Below are 15396 nucleotides of genomic sequence, written 5' to 3'. Positions count from 1 at the left end.
GGTTAAAATATGGAAGAAAAATATTTACAGAAACAGCAAGAATATACCTTTACAGTACCTCGGGCGGAAGGGCAGAAAGTTTACCATTTTGGCGCCCGGCGGTTTAAATTGCTGGCCGGCGCTGTATTGGTATGTACTGTCTGTATGGTGGGCGCGCTTGGTTATATGGGTTATAATTTTTATCAGTTCCGTCAGGAACGGACTGATTTTTTAGAATATCAGGCTAAAAAAGGCGAGTTGGAAGCACAGCTGCAAAGCCTGCTGGCGGATAACGAAAAAATGCTGCGTGATATGTCTGAAATCACGACATTGGAAACTAAACTGCGCCGGGCATTGATTCGTGACACTGACAGTACTAAGCTGGGCAGTGATTTGAGCAGCGCGTCAGGCGAAACGGCAACGGCAGGCAATGCTCCTCGTTACTTGGGACAGGGAGGTCCTGCTGATTTGGGCGTTAAGGAAATGGCGGCAGTACTGACGGCTCAGAATAAAAATATGGCGCAGCAGATCGACGAGAAGAAAACTTCGATGAGTGAACTGCTTTCGGAGCTGGAAGGGCGCAATAATAAACGCTCGGTCTTTCCTGATCTGTGGCCGACCAAAGGTGGTACGATCAGCTCTCCCTACGGTGGACGTACGGGACCGATCGGTGGCGGTTACGACTGGCATCCCGGGGTTGACATTGCTGTTGAATTCGGCGAGCCGGTTTACGCCAGTGCGATGGGGACGGTAGAGGTTGCCGGTTGGAACGGCGGTTATGGACGCTATGTACGTATCGATCACGGCAACGGTTATGAAACTGCTTACGGGCATATGAGCGGGATTGCCGTTGCGCCCGGTCAAAGCGTGCGTAAGGGTGAGATCATCGGCTTTGTCGGCAGCAGCGGATATAGTACCGGCCCGCATGTGCATTTTGAGGTTTTTGTCGATGGGCAGAACGTTGACCCGATGTATATGCTGAAAATCGGCCAGCGGCTGAATAAATAGCAGTAAAGAAAGGCATTGTTTCCTTGGGGAAATAATGCCTTTTCTATGTTTAAGGACAGATAAAGCTTGCCTGAGAGCATAAAAATACTTTATGATAGAAAGAAAAGGACAGAACAGGCAGATGCAGTTGACCAGGATAAAAGGAGGCAGAGGCAATGGAATTGCGGATACTGAGGTATTTTCTGGCAGTGGCACGTGAGGAGAATATCACAAAAGCGGCTGAGCTGCTGCATATCACGCAGCCGACATTGAGCCGACAGCTGGCACAGTTAGAGGAAGATGTGGGAGTAACGCTGTTTTCGCGCGGCGCGCGTAAGGTGACGTTGACTGACGAAGGAATGCTGCTGCGCCGGCGGGCCGAGGAGATCGTTGATCTGGCAGATAAAACGGAAAAAGAACTGACAGAACGCGACGAGCTGATCAACGGCGTAGTATCGGTGGGCTGCGGCGAGTTGGCTTCGGTACAGGTCATTGCTGAAATGTTCCGGGCTTTTAAAGAAAAGTATCCTGCTGTAACTTACGAATTATATGCCGGTAATGCGGATTATACTAATGAACGTATCGAAAAAGGTCTGTCAGATATTGCTTTGTTTCTGGAACCTGTGGATATTGACAGGTATGATTTTATCCGTCTGGGGGTCAAAGAACGCTGGGCCGTGCTGCTGCCTGCCGAAGATCCGCTGGTGCAAAAGGGCTTTGTTACGGCGGCAGATCTGGTGGGGAAGGAGCTGCTTTTTCCCGCACGGCTGAAAGTGCAAAATGAGCTGGTCAGCTGGTTTGGTGATTATTTTCCGCAGGTCATGGTTCCGTATACCTGCAATATGAGTACGAATGCTTCGATAATGGTACGGAACGGGCTGGGATATGCTTTTCATATTGAGGGTTCACGTCCTTTTTTGGACCGCTCACAGGTCTGTTCGCTGCCGCTGTATCCTGAACTTGCTGCTACTACAGTGCTGGCCTGGAAAAAACGACAGCCTTTCAGTGTAACGACGACGAAATTTATTGAGTTTGCCAAAAATTTTGTGAAAACATATAACAATAGGGAACAGTGAAGATAAAAGCAATAGCAGACAGTTGCAGCTGAATCAGAGGCTGTGGTCAGAAAGTGTAAGTGCAGATCACCAGAAGTGATTGCGCTTGCACTTTTTTTATTTGTACAGTCGTGGAAAATCAATGCCTAAAAGGCATTGATGGATATGAGAAATAGGTATTATACATATAAGAAAGAATAATTTATAATGAAAGTGATCCGGGAACACGTGTTATGGAAAAGTTTAAAGAGAGAATTTTTAGTGGGGCTGAGTAGCTATGGAAAAGATGCAGAAATGTACGCAGGAGAATTTACAGCAGCTGCTGCAGTCGGCAGAACAGCGGCCGGAGCGGTTAAAAGCAGCTTTAAATATCATTGAGCACAGCGATAATACAGAGGAACAGAAAATCAAGCTGCTGAAAAATCTGCGCTTTTATCTGCTGGATGATATCCATTTTAAACAACAGCTGCTGGATAATGTAGATTACAGTATTTATCAGCTCAGGCATAATCACTGTGAGGAGGAGTAAAAATGACGATTCGGGAAATTGCCGCAAAAACCAATATGTCAACTGATACTTTAAGATATTATGAAAGGATCGGGCTGCTGCCTCCGGTGCCACGGAATGCGGCCGGGATCCGCAATTATGATGAGTATTTTGTAAATTTTATCAATTTTATCAAAAAGCTGAAAGCCAGCGGGATGTCATTGGAACATATCATTGATTATATTCGGCTGGCAGAAATGGGTGATGCTACGATACAGGAGCGTAAAAAGCTGCTGGCAGAGGCTCGTGAAACGCTGCTTGATAAAATCAACAGTTTGCAGTTGGTTGCGGAACTGGCAGATTATCAGCTGAGAAATTATGAGAATTTGTTACAGCCGGAAACATATGCTTTATTAAACAGGCATCCGGCTTCGAAAGCACTAGCAATCTGATCCAGAAGTTGATAAACAAATGATTTATTATGAGGAGGAAAATAATATGAAATTTTGGCAGAGATTCAACAAAAACACTTTTAGAGGAATAGCTGCGGCTCTGGTTGTGGCTGCTGCGGTCATGGGCGGTACAGATGCAGCTTTGGCAGCCGGTGAGCCTGTAACAGAGGAACAGACAAAGATCATCAGCGCGTCGCTGCTGCAGGCAGGTGGTACAGTATTTCCTATCGGTAATGATAATGCGGCTTATGCCAGATATTTTACCGGACAGAGCTTTCTTTTTCCCATGGCTAACGATACTGTAAGTGTGTCTAACGTGACTTTTGCTCCGTCCTGTATCAATAACTGGCATACTCACAGCGGTTCGTGTCAGGTCCTGGTCGGGGTATCAGGCCGTGGATATTATCAGATCTGGGGACAGGATCCGGTAGAAATGAAAGCCGGTGAAAGTGTGACGATCCCGGAAGGGACTAAACACTGGCATGGCGCTGCCGGCAACAGCTGGTTCCAGCATCTGTCGATTATGAGCAAGGGTGCAGGTACTACCTGGCTGGAGCCTGTTGACCAGAATGTTTACAGTCAGCTTAAATAAATATACGAAAATGAGTTAAGCATAGTACAGTAATAAAAAACTCAGACTTTCATAATTTATGGAAGTCTGAGTTTTTGCAGTTATATATAATTCAGCAGCGAAAAATAAACAGTGATCAGCCTAATTTACGTTCTACCATTTTAACGAGGACCGCAGTACCGCTGGGCAGAGCTTCTTTGTTCAGCTGCATATCCTGATGATGCAGGCCCGGAGCTGCAGCTGCGCCGACACCGAAGTAAGCAGCTTTGATATGGGGATATTTATTAACAAAGTAGTGGAAATCCTCACCGCCGGGGTTAACGAGTTCTTTCGCAAGTTTTTCTTCGCCTACTACCTCGACGATACATTCTGTAACTTCTGCAGTCAGTTCGTCATCGTATTCAGCAGCGGGGATCACACCGCCGGGAGTAGTGACTTCGGCAGTAGCCCCAAGAGCAGCGGCAGCATTGGTAACTGCACGGCGCAGTTTTTCCAGCAGTTCGGTCATAGCTTCGTTGGTTTGTGCGCGGGCATCGACGATCATTTCAACTTTATCAGGAATGATATTGGGGGCTACGCCGCCGCCTTTGATGCCGGTAACTTTACAGGACCAGGGAATGATAGGATTGATTTTAATAGCCGTAATCGCATTGATAGCGACAGCGGCTGCCTCGATTGCGTTGACACCCAGGTGCGGACGTGCGCCGTGACTGGATAAACCGTTGATAACGACGTTAACGAAGGTGCTGGAAGCATGGCGCACTGCTGGCGACATTTCGCCGTAGGCAATGTCCTGTACAGGACGGATGTGCAGACCAAGAGCGATATCGACGTCTTCAATTACGCCGGCATCAATAACTGCCAAAGCGCCTTTTAAGGTTTCTTCACCCTGTTGGAACAGGATGCGCAGGGTGCCGCGTTTAACCTTGCCTACCAGCTCGGAGGCAGCGGCTAAAAGCATGGCGGAATGGGCGTCGTGGCCGCAGGCATGAATATTTTTCTTTTCGCCGTCGATCAGAAAGGGCAGTGCGTCCATATCGGCACGCAGCATCATTACAGGTCCGGGCTCTGAGCCTTTGATTTCGCCGATAACGCCGGTACCGCCGATGTTACGGGTAACTTTGTAGCCCATTGCTTCTAATTTATCTGCCAGATAGGCAGAGGTTTTAAACTCTTCAAAACCAAGTTCAGGAATTTGATGTAAGTCGTCATAAATATTACGCGGATCTAATTTGTTCATAATGCATCGTTCCTTTGTTTTCAAAAATTAAAGCGGGCTTTAAAAACGCTTTAAAATAATTATAGCATCAACATGCCTAAGAAGCAAAAAAGGCACAGCAAAAGCTGTGCCTTTAAATATAAAGATTTATTTACCGAGGATGATTGAAGTCAGAGTGATGGGATCGACATATTTGCCGTCTTTATAGACGCGCATGTTACCGCTGGCGATTTCGTCGATCAGAATTACTTCGTCGTTGTTGTAACCAAATTCAAATTTGATATCGTATAGATCCAGACCCATTTTTGCCAGGTCTGCAGCAACGATTTTAGTGATTTTAAGGGTTTGTTCCTTCATACTGTTGAACATTTCCTGGCTCATGATGCCGAGAGCCGCCAAACCTTCAGAAGTGATCAGAGGATCGCCTTTAGCGTCGTCTTTTAAAGTAGCTTCAACGTAGCCGCCTTCGAGAACAGTGCCGTCAGCAATGTAGTCACCGTAACGACGGATGAAGCTGCCGGTTGCTTTCAAGCGGCAGATGACTTCAAGGCCTTTACCGAATACTTTAGCAGGCAGGACTTCCATAGTGGCGTTATCGATATCTGCGCTGACATAGTGGGTTTTTACACCTTCTTTTTTGAGGATCTCGAAAAAGTGGATCGAAGTCTCAAGATTTGCTTTGCCGATACCTTCGATAGTCAGCCCGACGGTATTCTCACCGGGATCAAAAACACCGTCTTTGCCGGTGCAGTCATCTTTGAATTTTAAGAGTACATTGCCGTTTTCCAGGGAATATACTGTTTTAGTTTTGCCTTCGTAAATTTTCTCCATTGGTAACAACCCTTTCACTTTTTAAAGTATTGGAACTGTTCTAATATTATATAATATTTGTCCTTGCAGTTGCAATAGAAGAAAATGTGAATTTTCTTTAATTTGACAGGCAATAGCTAATGTGATATTTTGAAGTCAAAGAAAACAGACAGGCGGTGGCAATAATGATCAATATTTCGATACCTGCGATCTGGATCGCATTTTTTGGAGCCTTGTTTGGGGCGATGCTGGGTGTGGCTTTGTCCTTCTGGATCATTAAGAGAGAGGTACAGCGGGAAGTAAGACGGATCGAAAACGAATATAAATTTCTTTTGGTACAGGGGCTGGTCGGCGGTGTGATGAAATACTTTTTTAAAGACGAAGAAACAACGGTCTGTAAAGAAGATGCAAAACAATCGGCAGAACAGTGATTATAATAAAACAGACCTCGGACATAAATATGACGAGGTCTGTTTTATTATGGGAAGGGCTTAACAGATTTATGAATTTTAACAAAATAAATGCTTGTAATATTGATAATATGGAATAAATTAATTAATAAATTCAAATAGGAGATAGCACACAGTTGAAATTAACAAAAATGTTTTGTATGATGTATTTAAGCAGTAATACAAAATAATTTAAGGAAGTGAATCGAATGAAATTGAAAAATGTTTTTTCATTACTGGCAGCTTTAGTAGTTTTATGTGTAGGCGCTATGGCTGTGGCGGCTCCTGCTCCCAGTCAGCTTGGGCAAAGCAGGGCGGCGATCGAAGTTGCTAAAGCAGAAATTCCGGCAAACTGTAATCTGATTGGTTATACAACTAAAGGTGATGAAAGCCGTATTACTTTTCAAGACCCTGACACTTTGGAATATTATTATGTGAAGGTTGCAACGGCTACTTCCAAAATCAAAGAGATAGAAGTCAAGGGTGCAACATTTGTCAAAGGCAGCACTATTATCAACAAAACTCCGGCAGATATCGAGCGCTTTGTTATGGCTGAATACCCGGATGCCCGCAATATTGTTGTAACTATGGACAAAGAAGGCAATAATTCCTACTATGAAGCCGAATTTACTACCCTTAAATTTAAGGGGGAATTAAAGTTTAATCCTGCCACCGGCGTTATTTTTGAGCGTGAGCTGGATTATTATTGAGGATTCAGGTATCATGGAATAAAAACAGGCCCTGTATGCAGGGCCTGTTTTTTTAGTGTTAACTGTTCAGCAATAAGTGCGCCAAAGATAACTGAGCGGCATTACGATAAATAAAGCCGGCAGCGTATTGGCGACACGGAAGTCTTTCAATTCACAGATACGAAAGCCGGTAATAATAGCTAAAATGCCACCGCAGGCCATAAAATCACCAATCATCAGAGGATCTGTAAGCGGCATGATGAAGCCGGCACTCCAAAAGAGGATGCTGAAAAAAAGAAACTGGGGGATTGCGATACAGGCGATCATAGGACCCATATGAGCAGCAAAAGCAAATGCTGCAAAAATGTCCATAACAGATTTTGTTAAAAGAACAGTGCTGTCGCCATTTACGCCTTCACCAATCGCGCCGAGAATTCCTGTACTGCCGGTACAGAACAGCATCAGCAGGCCGACGAAACGGCTGATATAAGCATCATTATCTGCTGCCGCAGTATTGGTGATACGTTCGATAAGTGTTTTAAGCCTAAGCGAAGCGAAATTGATCTGGTCTTCGATTCGAAGTGCTTCGCCGATGATAGTACCCAAGATCAGAGCTAATGTAACTGCCGGCATAGATTTTATATTTTGCAGCAGAATGATGCCGATGATGATGGAGCAGTAACCGAATAACCCATAAAGCGATTCACGCATTTTGACTGGCAGCAGTCTTCCGAAAAAACTGCCGAGCAGGCCGCCGATAAGTACGCAGGCTGAATTGACGATGATTCCAATAGACATTTTTTTACCTCCTTGCAAAAAATCGCATCATTATAACATTTCGTTTGCAACAATGCAAATCGTATAGGGGGTATTTTTAAGAAGTATCTAAATAGAAAAATATCTGGTAATATTAGAGAAATTATATTTTCACAAGTAATAAAATAAACCGTTTTCTAGATTAGAAAACGGTTTATTTTATTTGTACTTCTATTTTGTAAATATATTCGCTGATTTCATCAGTAAGCCAAAAGTTTTTTATTGATGTGATATAAATATCGGATATAGGAACGAGCATATTATGCTTGCAGTATTCTGACAGAGTGTTGATATACTTGTCATAATTGTTCATGTAGATACCTTTGAAATAAAGGGTAAGGTAAGTTCCTTTTGATTTTATGGAACATTTCGGATAATCGGTTTTAGTGAAAACAGGACAGAAATAATATTTGATATGACGAGGTTTTTTTTGATCTAAAAGTGAATTTTTATCTACAACATAACCAAAAGTATGATTGTTAAGGGGAATATGTTCAGCAAGATTTATAAACAGACTGGCGGATATTTTTGTTCTGTCTTTAAAGTTCATTTTGGGAGAGACTGGTTTACTTAAATATAAAAATTCATTGTCTGTTCGAACTGTTAGTACATCATTAAATTTAATGTTTTCCAATTGGTTAAGAATAAGGAGGGAATGATGCAGTTCATTTTTTGTTTTAATTATCTTTTTGAGTAATTTTTCAAGAAATATTTCACGATCAGACATAATATTTCTGTAATTAGTATAGGATTTGTTAGATAAATAAGTTTTGATTTCTGCTAAAGGAATATCCAGTTTACGCATCGTCAAAATCAATTCTAGTGCAAATAATTGAGTGCGTTTGTAATAACGATAACCATTTTCTTCAATAACTTCAGGCGTTATAAGACCTAAACTGTCGTAATAAAGCAAAGTTTTTCGAGGTATTTTGCAAAGCTTGGCTAACTCACCTGTTGTAAAATAATTATCAATTGGTTCTTTCATAAAATAATTATCTCCCTATTGACTGTCTAGTAGCTATACATAGTAATATATCATATATGATATTATAACATATAATTATTAATATAAAATAGAATATAATATCATAAAATATAAAAAGTGAATAATGATGTTATCAGGTGACGCAGGTCTTAATAGAGAAGCTGGGTGTAAAGCCCACACGATCCCGTCGCTGTAAAAGTGAGCAAATCCATATTTATGTCACTGGAGTTATCCGGGAAGGCTTGGAGGAGCGATGAAATTGAGTCAGAAGAACTGCCTGATGATTAATTTACTGCTGCGTGAGACAGTTTGGTAATGGAACAGCTTTTATCTAGCTATTTAATACCCTGTGCGTCTTATGCACAGGGTATTTTCTGATTCTAATAAAAGTTATTATGCATATATCTATTAGGTTAATGCATAAAATATTTTAGTAATATACAAAAAATAGGAAAGGGAGTTGAGTATGTTGAAAAAGGGTATGGGTAAAAGTATACTGATGACAGTACTTATAACTGGCAATGTCATTTGGGGGGGCACAGTAGTATACGCCGAAGAGGGGCTGCAGCAATTTAATCTGGATCAGATGGTTGTTACAGCAACCAGAACTATGAAAGAACTACAGGAGGTACCTTCCAGCGTCAGTGTTGTCACCTCACAGGATATAGAAGAAAGAAATATTAATTCTGTACCTGAAGCTCTGCAGACTCTGCCGGGCGTCTATATGAACCAAGCAGCACAGGGAGGGATTCAGATCAGGGGCTTCAGCTCCAGTGATATTTTGGTTTTGCTGGATGGGCTTCCGATGAATACTACTTATAATAACGGTATGGAATGGGAAATGGTACCTGTGGAAAAAATAGCCAGAATTGAAGTTGTAAGGGGAGCAGGCTCTTCTTTATATGGCGGTAGGGCTGTGGGCGCGGTTGTCAATATTATCACTAAGGATAATCCTGAAAAAAAAGGAGCCAGTGTAAATGCTGTAGTCAGCTATGGCAGTAATAATACCTGGAAAAAAGCTTTATACGCAGATGCAAGAGTGAATAAAAAATTATCTTTCGGCGTAGGTTATGAAAACAGAAAATCAGATGGATATAGGGGTTATTATTATACTGGTAGCGCTTCCAAAGGCAGTGGAGGGATTAAGCCTGACCACGAATTGCCGCAGCTCAGTAACGGCAAATATGTTTTAGGCGGACGCGGAGAAAAGGTTTGGGAAAATGAAAACATTTCCGCTAATGTGAAATATGATTTTGATGAAGACAGATCTTTAAAATATACTTTTATCCATACGGAAAGTGAGTATCGCTACCAAAATCCGTGGACGACAATTTATAAAGACGGTAAGCCCGTATTTAGTGGCAGTGTTGATGTTGGTAATGGACAGATAGTGAAGCCAAGCATTGGAACATATCTTGGTTATGACGGGCGGAAAGAATCCGATTTACATACATTGTCATATAATGACAATAAAAATAAATTCAGTGCCAACTTTGGGTACATGGATATGAAAAGTAATGGCTATAGCAGTTCCAGCAGTCCAAAATCTATAGACTGGAACGGTGCCGGTACTGATTCTTTCTATCCCGGTGAAACCTATAATTTTGATGTACAAAAAGCGTGGGATAATGTAGGCAAACATTCTATTCTAGTAGGAGGCAGTTTTAAACAGGAGAGCTTTGATCAGCTGCGTAAATATCTTAGCAACTGGCGCGATCATGATTCTGTTATCAGCGGACTTGGCGATAACGGTGTTTATGAAAACCATGGCGGTAAAGCGCGGAACATAGCTTTATTTGTGCAGGATGAATATCAGATCAGCGATCCGATGACGATGTATTTAGGCGTACGTTATGATCATTTTACAAAAATGGACGGTAAAAGCAGATATTATGATAAAAATACCGGTGCTTTAACACGTTCTTTGGACTATGATGAAGTCAGTTATAGTGAATTCAGCCCGAAAATAGCATTTGATTATAAAGCTGATGAAAAGACTAATTACTATGTTTCTTATGGACATTCTTTTAATCCGCCGCCTTTGTATCAGGTCTATCGTGACGGCGGTGGCAGTATGGGCGGTGTAGTGGCTAATCCTGATCTTGATCCGGAGACCTCAAATACTTTTGAGATTGGCATGAAGAAGAAATTGTCGCGGCAGACTAATCTGGGGATCTCTTTATATCAGGTGAAAACAGATGATAAAATCCTTTATACGACCCATTATCAGCCTGGAACAACAACAGCAGAATATAAAAAATATGAAAACTACGGTACGGAAAAACGCCGCGGTGTAGAATTTACGGTCGACCATAAATTTAACGATAACTGGGGCACATATTTTAATTATGCCTGGCAGCAGGGGAAAGTGAAACAAAATGCGGTGGTGGGAACTAACCTGAAAGATGCTGACAGCGCAGACTATGGCATTCCTAAACATCTGCTGCATGCCGGCGTCAATTATAATAAGGATAAGTTCAACGCTATACTGGATTGTCAGTATGTGAGCGCTCGTCAGGCTCCTGATGATGTGACAGGAGAGTATGGGGCGGAAGACGCGTATTTTATCGTTAATACTGCCTTTAATTATGAAATTGCTAAAGGTACGATTTTACAATTCGGTATTAACAACCTGTTTGATAAAGAATTTTATGCCAGCGAAGCAACTTCCGGCAGGACATATAACGTAGGCCTGCGTTATAGCTTTTAAGTAAATAAAATCAGGGCAGGGATTTTCCCTGTCCTGAAAATTCATGGAAGTGGAGATAAAAATGGGGTTTAAATATCAGCGGCTTTTGGGGTATTTTTTAGGTTTTATTTTATTCTATGCTCCTTTTGCGCTATTTCAAAAAATAATATTTTTTGCTTTTACGGGCAAGTGGCAGCAGCTGACCATTCATAGCCTTTGTTTTCGCATTCAGACAGAGCATTTACTGGATGGAAAGTTGCTGCTGATGTCGCTTCCTTTTATTGCTTGTATCGTGATCTTGCTGATAGTTACTTTGTTTTTTGGTCCTGTATTTTGCGGCAGATTATGTCCTGCCGGAGCTTTTACCGAGTATTTAAGCAAAGTCATACCATCAAGGCTGCAGATAAGCTGGCGTACTTATACCGAGATCGTTCCGTTTCGTTATGGCATGCTGGCCGGGTTTGTGATATTGCCATTTTTTGATAGTCTGCTGGCATGTGCATATTGCAATTTCTTTCTATTTGATTTGTTTGTTAACTATTTCGTTTTTGGGTATTTTATTTCTTTGAGCTCCAGTATGATTCTGACGTTGTTTTTGTGGGCAGGTCTGTTTGGTATCTTTACTAAAGGCGGCCGCGGATTTTGCAATTTTTTGTGTCCTGTAGGAGCGGTACAGAATTTGTTGTATTCTTTCAGCAGCAGGCTGCCATTCGTTTATCGGTTGATTATAGACCGCCAAAAATGTATTGGCTGTAAAAGCTGCAGCCTTGCCTGTCCTATGGAAGCGATGGTGATAGAAGAGCGGAAAGCTGTGAATTGCGTACATAATTGTATCCTGTGTGGGGTCTGTATCAGTAAATGTCCGGAAAAGGCGATCAGATACGGGAGGAAAGATGATGAGGAATAAAGTAATTACTTTTTGTGCAGCTATGGGTATACCGATTTCTTCTTGGGGCAGCACCTTTGGCTGCACCGGTATTTGTGGCAGCTGCCAGTTAAGCTGTTTGCCGGGAGCGGCGGCTGTCGTTATTTTATCTGTTAAAATTTTTTCTAAGAAGATAGCTGAAAAAAGGCGGGCCAGGTATGAATAAACAGCTTGGGAAAAAAATACTTCTGGTGTTGGCTGCTGTTATGGTAATGATCTTACTCAGCAGTTTCAAAATGCAGAATGAAGGCGACAGGAGCTTTAAAAAAATAGTTTTGAATAAAAATAAAAGTGTTGAATATACTGTTGACGTAGGGAAAATGGGTCTGCTTAAATACTGGCTGGAGCCGAATGTTTTTTCCGTTGCTTTGCGTTGTCAGACGGAGGACGATACCTTGAAACTGCGTTGTGAAACAGAAGGCGTGGATGCTATAATTTCACAAGGCTCTAAAAAAGGGATTTGGAAAAAGTTAAAATCTGAAGATGTTTTAGTAAAACGCAGTAAAAATACAGTGCCAATAAATTTAGAAATCGCTGTACCTTCAAAAAATATTTATAGAAGAAATGTGCAGGAAGGTAAAATAAAAATTTGGAATCAGGACGAGCTTTATTCTGTAATAAATTTGAAGATCGTAAATTCCAGATATCAGTGACAGTGTTTTACTAACATATCATTGACAGAGTAAAAGTTTGCTGTAATGGTAAGCTTATTTTTTATTTAGAAAAATTATAAGTGTACTCAAAGAAATAAAAAAGCCACAGAACTAAGTTCTGCGGCAAAATATTTTATGGAGCGGGAGACGAGATTCGAACTCGCGACACGCGGCTTGGGAAGCCGCTGCTCTACCACTGAGCTACACCCGCATGATTACTAAAATATTATAGCACAACCCCAGAACCATTGCAACTGTGAAGGTTCTGGGGTTGTTTTAATAAAGCTGATTATTGACATAGTTATATTAAAAGCAACTTTGTCATCATTTATCAAAGTCATAGCTGACATCTTTAATAGTTTTGGAAACGGTGACCCTGTTTAAACCTGATAATAAAGCAATCTGTTCGTGTGTCAGATAAAAATTGCCTAAGTTGTGGTGCGCCAGTTTTAACGAATATTCAATACGTTCTTTACTGGTATCAAAAACGAGATTGGTCAAATGATTGATGATACGGTAAAAACGGGAAGATAAATGATGGATAATGATTATGTTGAGAGACAAATGTTTTTGGATTAAAGTATCAAAAATAGTTTTTGAAACCAGACAGCCTGAAACATCTGTCAATGGCAGGATTAAAATATGATCTTGAGGAGATTCTGCGTTAAAGTTTAAAATTCCTAACAAATCGCCGGGCCTTAAAATATCAACACCAATTTGTTTACCTTGATTATTTTGACGAATTGTCATGAAACTGCCTGATTCGATGATAAGAATCTGTTTATTATTAAAATAAAAGAGTTGTTCTTCTTTGGCATTTAAATTAAACTATATTCTGTTTTTGAATATTTCCTCTCTGACTTCGGTAGAAAGCTTTGTACAAAACTTATTGGTACAATTTTGACAGGTAGATTGGAATTTTTTCATAAGAATCGCCTCCTTTCTGTCCTTATATTAACTATAACATTGAGAAAAATATAATTCTATATGTTTTGGAGCAGATAATAAATTTGTAGCATAGGCTACAAACAGTATGTAATGTTAATGACAGAATTTTTATAAACAATTGATTATACTGAAATCAGAAAGGAGGACAGTTAATATAAGCAAAATGGAAGGAGGTTCTTTATATGGATAATGAGTTTTTGCAAACTATAGTAGCATTACTACCATTTGTTATTTTACTGCTGGGCTTTTTAGTTTTTAAGATGAATGCTTTACGTTTGAGCCTTTATGTATGGCTTTTGGAAATCTTTGCAGTTGTTGTATTTTTTCATATGCCAGTACAAAAAACGTTGACCGCGTCTGTATGGGGGAATATAACCATTTGGAATGGATTTCTTGTTTTGTGGACGGGACAGATTTTTGGACAATGTTTTAGAAGTACAGGTGCTTTGAATATGCTGTTGAATACCTTAGATCAGGTTTTGCCAAGTAAAACGGGAAAAGCTGTGACATTATGTTCAGTAGTAGGAGGTTATTTAGGAGCCTTCAATGGGTTTGCCACTTACCCTGTTACGATACCAGGACTGGTCAGACAGGGTATTGACGGTTTTCGTGCGGCTGTTGGCTATTTGGTTTATTTTTCCTGGAGTATAGCGTTCGTAAGTTTGTTTATTGCTGCTACAATTGCCAGCAGCGTTACAAAATTACCTATTGAAGGAATCGTCCAGACTATGGGTTTATTGACACTGCCGATGATAATTGTTTCTGTAGTAGGTTTTTTTAAGATTCTTGATTTTGATTTAAAAAACAGTGATAACCGCAATATAGCCTGTTTAACTATAGCAGCAAATATGTCTGCTGTTATTCTGTTTACTCAGATATTTCCTCGATTATATATTTTGACTTTGATTGCTGCGGCAACATTAAGTTTTTTATTTTTATGGCTGTACAGTAAAAAAGGTGCGACTTACAGCAATACTTCCAATGATAAGGAGATTATTTCTAAAAAGTTAGCGTTTAAAGCTTTCTTACCATTGATCGTTGGTTCTATTATCGTAATAATATTTTCTTATCCGTTGAAAGCTATTATGGCTAAAACTGTATTTAAATTGTCGTTATGGGGATATGCACCTGTCAGTATTAATTTGATCAATACTCCTGGTACATATATTTTGATTACGGCTTTACTGTGTTATTTTTTTGCGATAAAGAAAACCAGTACCTTTACAGCAGATTTTATTATTGCTTCTAAAAGAGGACTGCCCTCGTTGATCACCTTATTTTTAGGAGGGGCAATGGTAAATCTTATGCTGGATACAGGACAGATTACATTACTTGCACGCCATATGACGCAATGGGGCAGTTCGGTTTATGGTCTGTTGTTGTCTGGATTGGGCTTTTTGGCAGGGATGGCTTTTGGACAGGGCATACCGGCTTGTGCGATGTTTTCGAAAATGCAGATGGCATCTTCTGAAATGTTGCATGTGAATGCTTCTGTTTTAGTCGGACTGGCTGCGATGGTTACGATGGGGCCGGCAAATCCGTTGAAGCCATCATTGCTGCAATTTACGTCTTCTTTAGCGAATATTACCAATAGAGATAGCGATATGTTTAATCTGGCTTTTAAATGGCAATTAATACAGTTGTTTATTATTTGTGTAATGTCCCTGTTTATTATTTGATGA

17 protein-coding genes, 1 tRNA gene and 1 riboswitch are annotated in these 15396 nt (G+C 40.7%); of the genes, 12 read left to right on the top strand and 6 right to left on the bottom strand.

Translation table 11 applies throughout. From position 1 onward, the window contains the following. The first annotated feature begins 9 nt into the window (after window positions 1-9). From PFJ30894_RS11995 to PFJ30894_RS01410, 5 genes are all read left to right on the top strand, one after another. Window positions 10-987 carry a M23 family metallopeptidase gene (locus PFJ30894_RS11995; RefSeq protein WP_125668846.1) on the top strand — a complete coding sequence of 326 codons (978 nt, stop codon included), beginning with the start codon at window positions 10-12 and terminating at the stop codon, window positions 985-987. A 155-nt stretch (window positions 988-1142) separates the two neighbouring features. Further along, entirely contained in the window at window positions 1143-2042 is a 900-nt protein-coding gene (locus PFJ30894_RS01425) for a LysR family transcriptional regulator (protein ID WP_125668845.1), read from the top strand. A gap of 256 nt (window positions 2043-2298) precedes the next feature. Beyond that, window positions 2299-2550: a hypothetical protein gene (locus PFJ30894_RS01420; RefSeq protein ID WP_021717726.1), complete on the top strand. Its 252-nt coding sequence runs from the start codon at window positions 2299-2301 to the stop codon at window positions 2548-2550. Window positions 2551-2552: 2 nt separating this feature from the next. Continuing rightward, window positions 2553-2960 carry a MerR family transcriptional regulator gene (locus tag PFJ30894_RS01415; RefSeq protein ID WP_021717725.1) on the top strand — a complete coding sequence of 136 codons (408 nt, stop codon included), beginning with the start codon at window positions 2553-2555 and terminating at the stop codon, window positions 2958-2960. A gap of 46 nt (window positions 2961-3006) precedes the next feature. After that, window positions 3007-3552, top strand: coding sequence for a cupin domain-containing protein (locus PFJ30894_RS01410; protein ID WP_021717724.1), 546 nt, complete (start codon window positions 3007-3009; stop codon window positions 3550-3552). Window positions 3553-3667: 115 nt separating this feature from the next. Here PFJ30894_RS01410 and PFJ30894_RS01405 read toward each other — a convergent pair whose 3' ends face one another. Both PFJ30894_RS01405 and PFJ30894_RS01400 read right to left on the bottom strand, forming a co-directional pair. Beyond that, on the bottom strand, window positions 3668-4771 hold the full coding sequence (locus tag PFJ30894_RS01405) for an amidohydrolase (RefSeq protein ID WP_125668844.1): 1104 nt from the start codon (window positions 4769-4771) through the stop codon (window positions 3668-3670). Between the two features lie 126 nt (window positions 4772-4897). After that, window positions 4898-5581, bottom strand: a complete 684-nt coding sequence (locus PFJ30894_RS01400) for a phosphoribosylaminoimidazolesuccinocarboxamide synthase (protein ID WP_021717722.1) — start codon at window positions 5579-5581, stop codon at window positions 4898-4900. A gap of 164 nt (window positions 5582-5745) precedes the next feature. On the opposite strand from PFJ30894_RS01400, the gene PFJ30894_RS01395 reads away from it, so the two are divergent. Further along, on the top strand, window positions 5746-5991 hold the full coding sequence (locus tag PFJ30894_RS01395; protein ID WP_021717721.1) for a hypothetical protein: 246 nt from the start codon (window positions 5746-5748) through the stop codon (window positions 5989-5991). A gap of 227 nt (window positions 5992-6218) precedes the next feature. Further along, the gene (locus PFJ30894_RS01390; protein WP_021717720.1) at window positions 6219-6719 is read left to right on the top strand and encodes a hypothetical protein; all 501 of its coding nucleotides are present in this window, start codon (window positions 6219-6221) and stop codon (window positions 6717-6719) included. Between the two features lie 66 nt (window positions 6720-6785). Here PFJ30894_RS01390 and PFJ30894_RS01385 read toward each other — a convergent pair whose 3' ends face one another. Continuing rightward, a complete protein-coding gene (locus tag PFJ30894_RS01385; protein WP_021717719.1) occupies window positions 6786-7496 on the bottom strand; it encodes a DUF554 domain-containing protein in 711 nt (236 codons plus the stop codon). A gap of 172 nt (window positions 7497-7668) precedes the next feature. Beyond that, window positions 7669-8499: a MerR family transcriptional regulator gene (locus tag PFJ30894_RS01380; RefSeq protein WP_113077873.1), complete on the bottom strand. Its 831-nt coding sequence runs from the start codon at window positions 8497-8499 to the stop codon at window positions 7669-7671. Window positions 8500-8617: 118 nt separating this feature from the next. Beyond that, window positions 8618-8794, top strand: a riboswitch (cobalamin riboswitch). Window positions 8795-8965: 171 nt separating this feature from the next. On the opposite strand from PFJ30894_RS01380, the gene PFJ30894_RS01375 reads away from it, so the two are divergent. From PFJ30894_RS01375 to PFJ30894_RS01360, 4 genes are all read left to right on the top strand, one after another. Beyond that, window positions 8966-11209, top strand: coding sequence for a TonB-dependent receptor (locus tag PFJ30894_RS01375; RefSeq protein WP_167457000.1), 2244 nt, complete (start codon window positions 8966-8968; stop codon window positions 11207-11209). A 61-nt stretch (window positions 11210-11270) separates the two neighbouring features. Continuing rightward, window positions 11271-12095 carry a 4Fe-4S binding protein gene (locus PFJ30894_RS01370; RefSeq protein ID WP_021717716.1) on the top strand — a complete coding sequence of 275 codons (825 nt, stop codon included), beginning with the start codon at window positions 11271-11273 and terminating at the stop codon, window positions 12093-12095. Continuing rightward, window positions 12082-12279 (top strand): hypothetical protein, encoded by a 198-nt coding sequence (locus PFJ30894_RS01365; RefSeq protein ID WP_227202832.1) that lies wholly within the window; start codon window positions 12082-12084, stop codon window positions 12277-12279. The genes PFJ30894_RS01370 and PFJ30894_RS01365 overlap by 14 nt, the downstream gene beginning before the upstream one ends. Then, a complete protein-coding gene (locus tag PFJ30894_RS01360) occupies window positions 12272-12766 on the top strand; it encodes a hypothetical protein (protein ID WP_021717714.1) in 495 nt (164 codons plus the stop codon). Before PFJ30894_RS01365 ends, PFJ30894_RS01360 begins: the two co-directional genes overlap by 8 nt. A gap of 136 nt (window positions 12767-12902) precedes the next feature. Here PFJ30894_RS01360 and PFJ30894_RS01355 read toward each other — a convergent pair. Next, window positions 12903-12977: transfer RNA gene (locus PFJ30894_RS01355), tRNA-Gly, on the bottom strand. A gap of 113 nt (window positions 12978-13090) precedes the next feature. Beyond that, window positions 13091-13516, bottom strand: a complete 426-nt coding sequence (locus tag PFJ30894_RS01350) for a Crp/Fnr family transcriptional regulator (protein WP_125668843.1) — start codon at window positions 13514-13516, stop codon at window positions 13091-13093. A gap of 380 nt (window positions 13517-13896) precedes the next feature. Here PFJ30894_RS01350 and PFJ30894_RS01345 point away from each other — a divergent pair, with 380 nt between their 5' ends. Then, on the top strand, window positions 13897-15393 hold the full coding sequence (locus PFJ30894_RS01345; RefSeq protein ID WP_125668842.1) for an L-lactate permease: 1497 nt from the start codon (window positions 13897-13899) through the stop codon (window positions 15391-15393). Window positions 15394-15396 lie beyond the last annotated feature (3 nt).

Source organism: Phascolarctobacterium faecium, from assembly GCF_003945365.1.
Lineage (GTDB): Bacteria > Bacillota > Negativicutes > Acidaminococcales > Acidaminococcaceae > Phascolarctobacterium > Phascolarctobacterium faecium.
This window is presented reverse-complemented; position numbering and strand designations above follow the sequence as displayed.

Bases quoted from the DNA above. Each gene is read 5' to 3' on its own strand.
- PFJ30894_RS11995 (WP_125668846.1), top strand. From the start codon at position 10: ATGGAAGAAAAATATTTACAGAAACAGCAAGAATATACCTTTACAGTA.
- PFJ30894_RS01425 (WP_125668845.1), top strand. From the start codon at position 1,143: ATGGAATTGCGGATACTGAGGTATTTTCTGGCAGTGGCACGTGAGGAG.
- PFJ30894_RS01420 (WP_021717726.1), top strand. From the start codon at position 2,299: ATGGAAAAGATGCAGAAATGTACGCAGGAGAATTTACAGCAGCTGCTG.
- PFJ30894_RS01415 (WP_021717725.1), top strand. From the start codon at position 2,553: ATGACGATTCGGGAAATTGCCGCAAAAACCAATATGTCAACTGATACT.
- PFJ30894_RS01410 (WP_021717724.1), top strand. From the start codon at position 3,007: ATGAAATTTTGGCAGAGATTCAACAAAAACACTTTTAGAGGAATAGCT.
- PFJ30894_RS01405 (WP_125668844.1), bottom strand. From the start codon at position 4,771: ATGAACAAATTAGATCCGCGTAATATTTATGACGACTTACATCAAATT.
- PFJ30894_RS01400 (WP_021717722.1), bottom strand. From the start codon at position 5,581: ATGGAGAAAATTTACGAAGGCAAAACTAAAACAGTATATTCCCTGGAA.
- PFJ30894_RS01395 (WP_021717721.1), top strand. From the start codon at position 5,746: ATGATCAATATTTCGATACCTGCGATCTGGATCGCATTTTTTGGAGCC.
- PFJ30894_RS01390 (WP_021717720.1), top strand. From the start codon at position 6,219: ATGAAATTGAAAAATGTTTTTTCATTACTGGCAGCTTTAGTAGTTTTA.
- PFJ30894_RS01385 (WP_021717719.1), bottom strand. From the start codon at position 7,496: ATGTCTATTGGAATCATCGTCAATTCAGCCTGCGTACTTATCGGCGGC.
- PFJ30894_RS01380 (WP_113077873.1), bottom strand. From the start codon at position 8,499: ATGAAAGAACCAATTGATAATTATTTTACAACAGGTGAGTTAGCCAAG.
- PFJ30894_RS01375 (WP_167457000.1), top strand. From the start codon at position 8,966: ATGTTGAAAAAGGGTATGGGTAAAAGTATACTGATGACAGTACTTATA.
- PFJ30894_RS01370 (WP_021717716.1), top strand. From the start codon at position 11,271: ATGGGGTTTAAATATCAGCGGCTTTTGGGGTATTTTTTAGGTTTTATT.
- PFJ30894_RS01365 (WP_227202832.1), top strand. From the start codon at position 12,082: ATGATGAGGAATAAAGTAATTACTTTTTGTGCAGCTATGGGTATACCG.
- PFJ30894_RS01360 (WP_021717714.1), top strand. From the start codon at position 12,272: ATGAATAAACAGCTTGGGAAAAAAATACTTCTGGTGTTGGCTGCTGTT.
- PFJ30894_RS01350 (WP_125668843.1), bottom strand. From the start codon at position 13,516: ATGACAATTCGTCAAAATAATCAAGGTAAACAAATTGGTGTTGATATT.
- PFJ30894_RS01345 (WP_125668842.1), top strand. From the start codon at position 13,897: ATGGATAATGAGTTTTTGCAAACTATAGTAGCATTACTACCATTTGTT.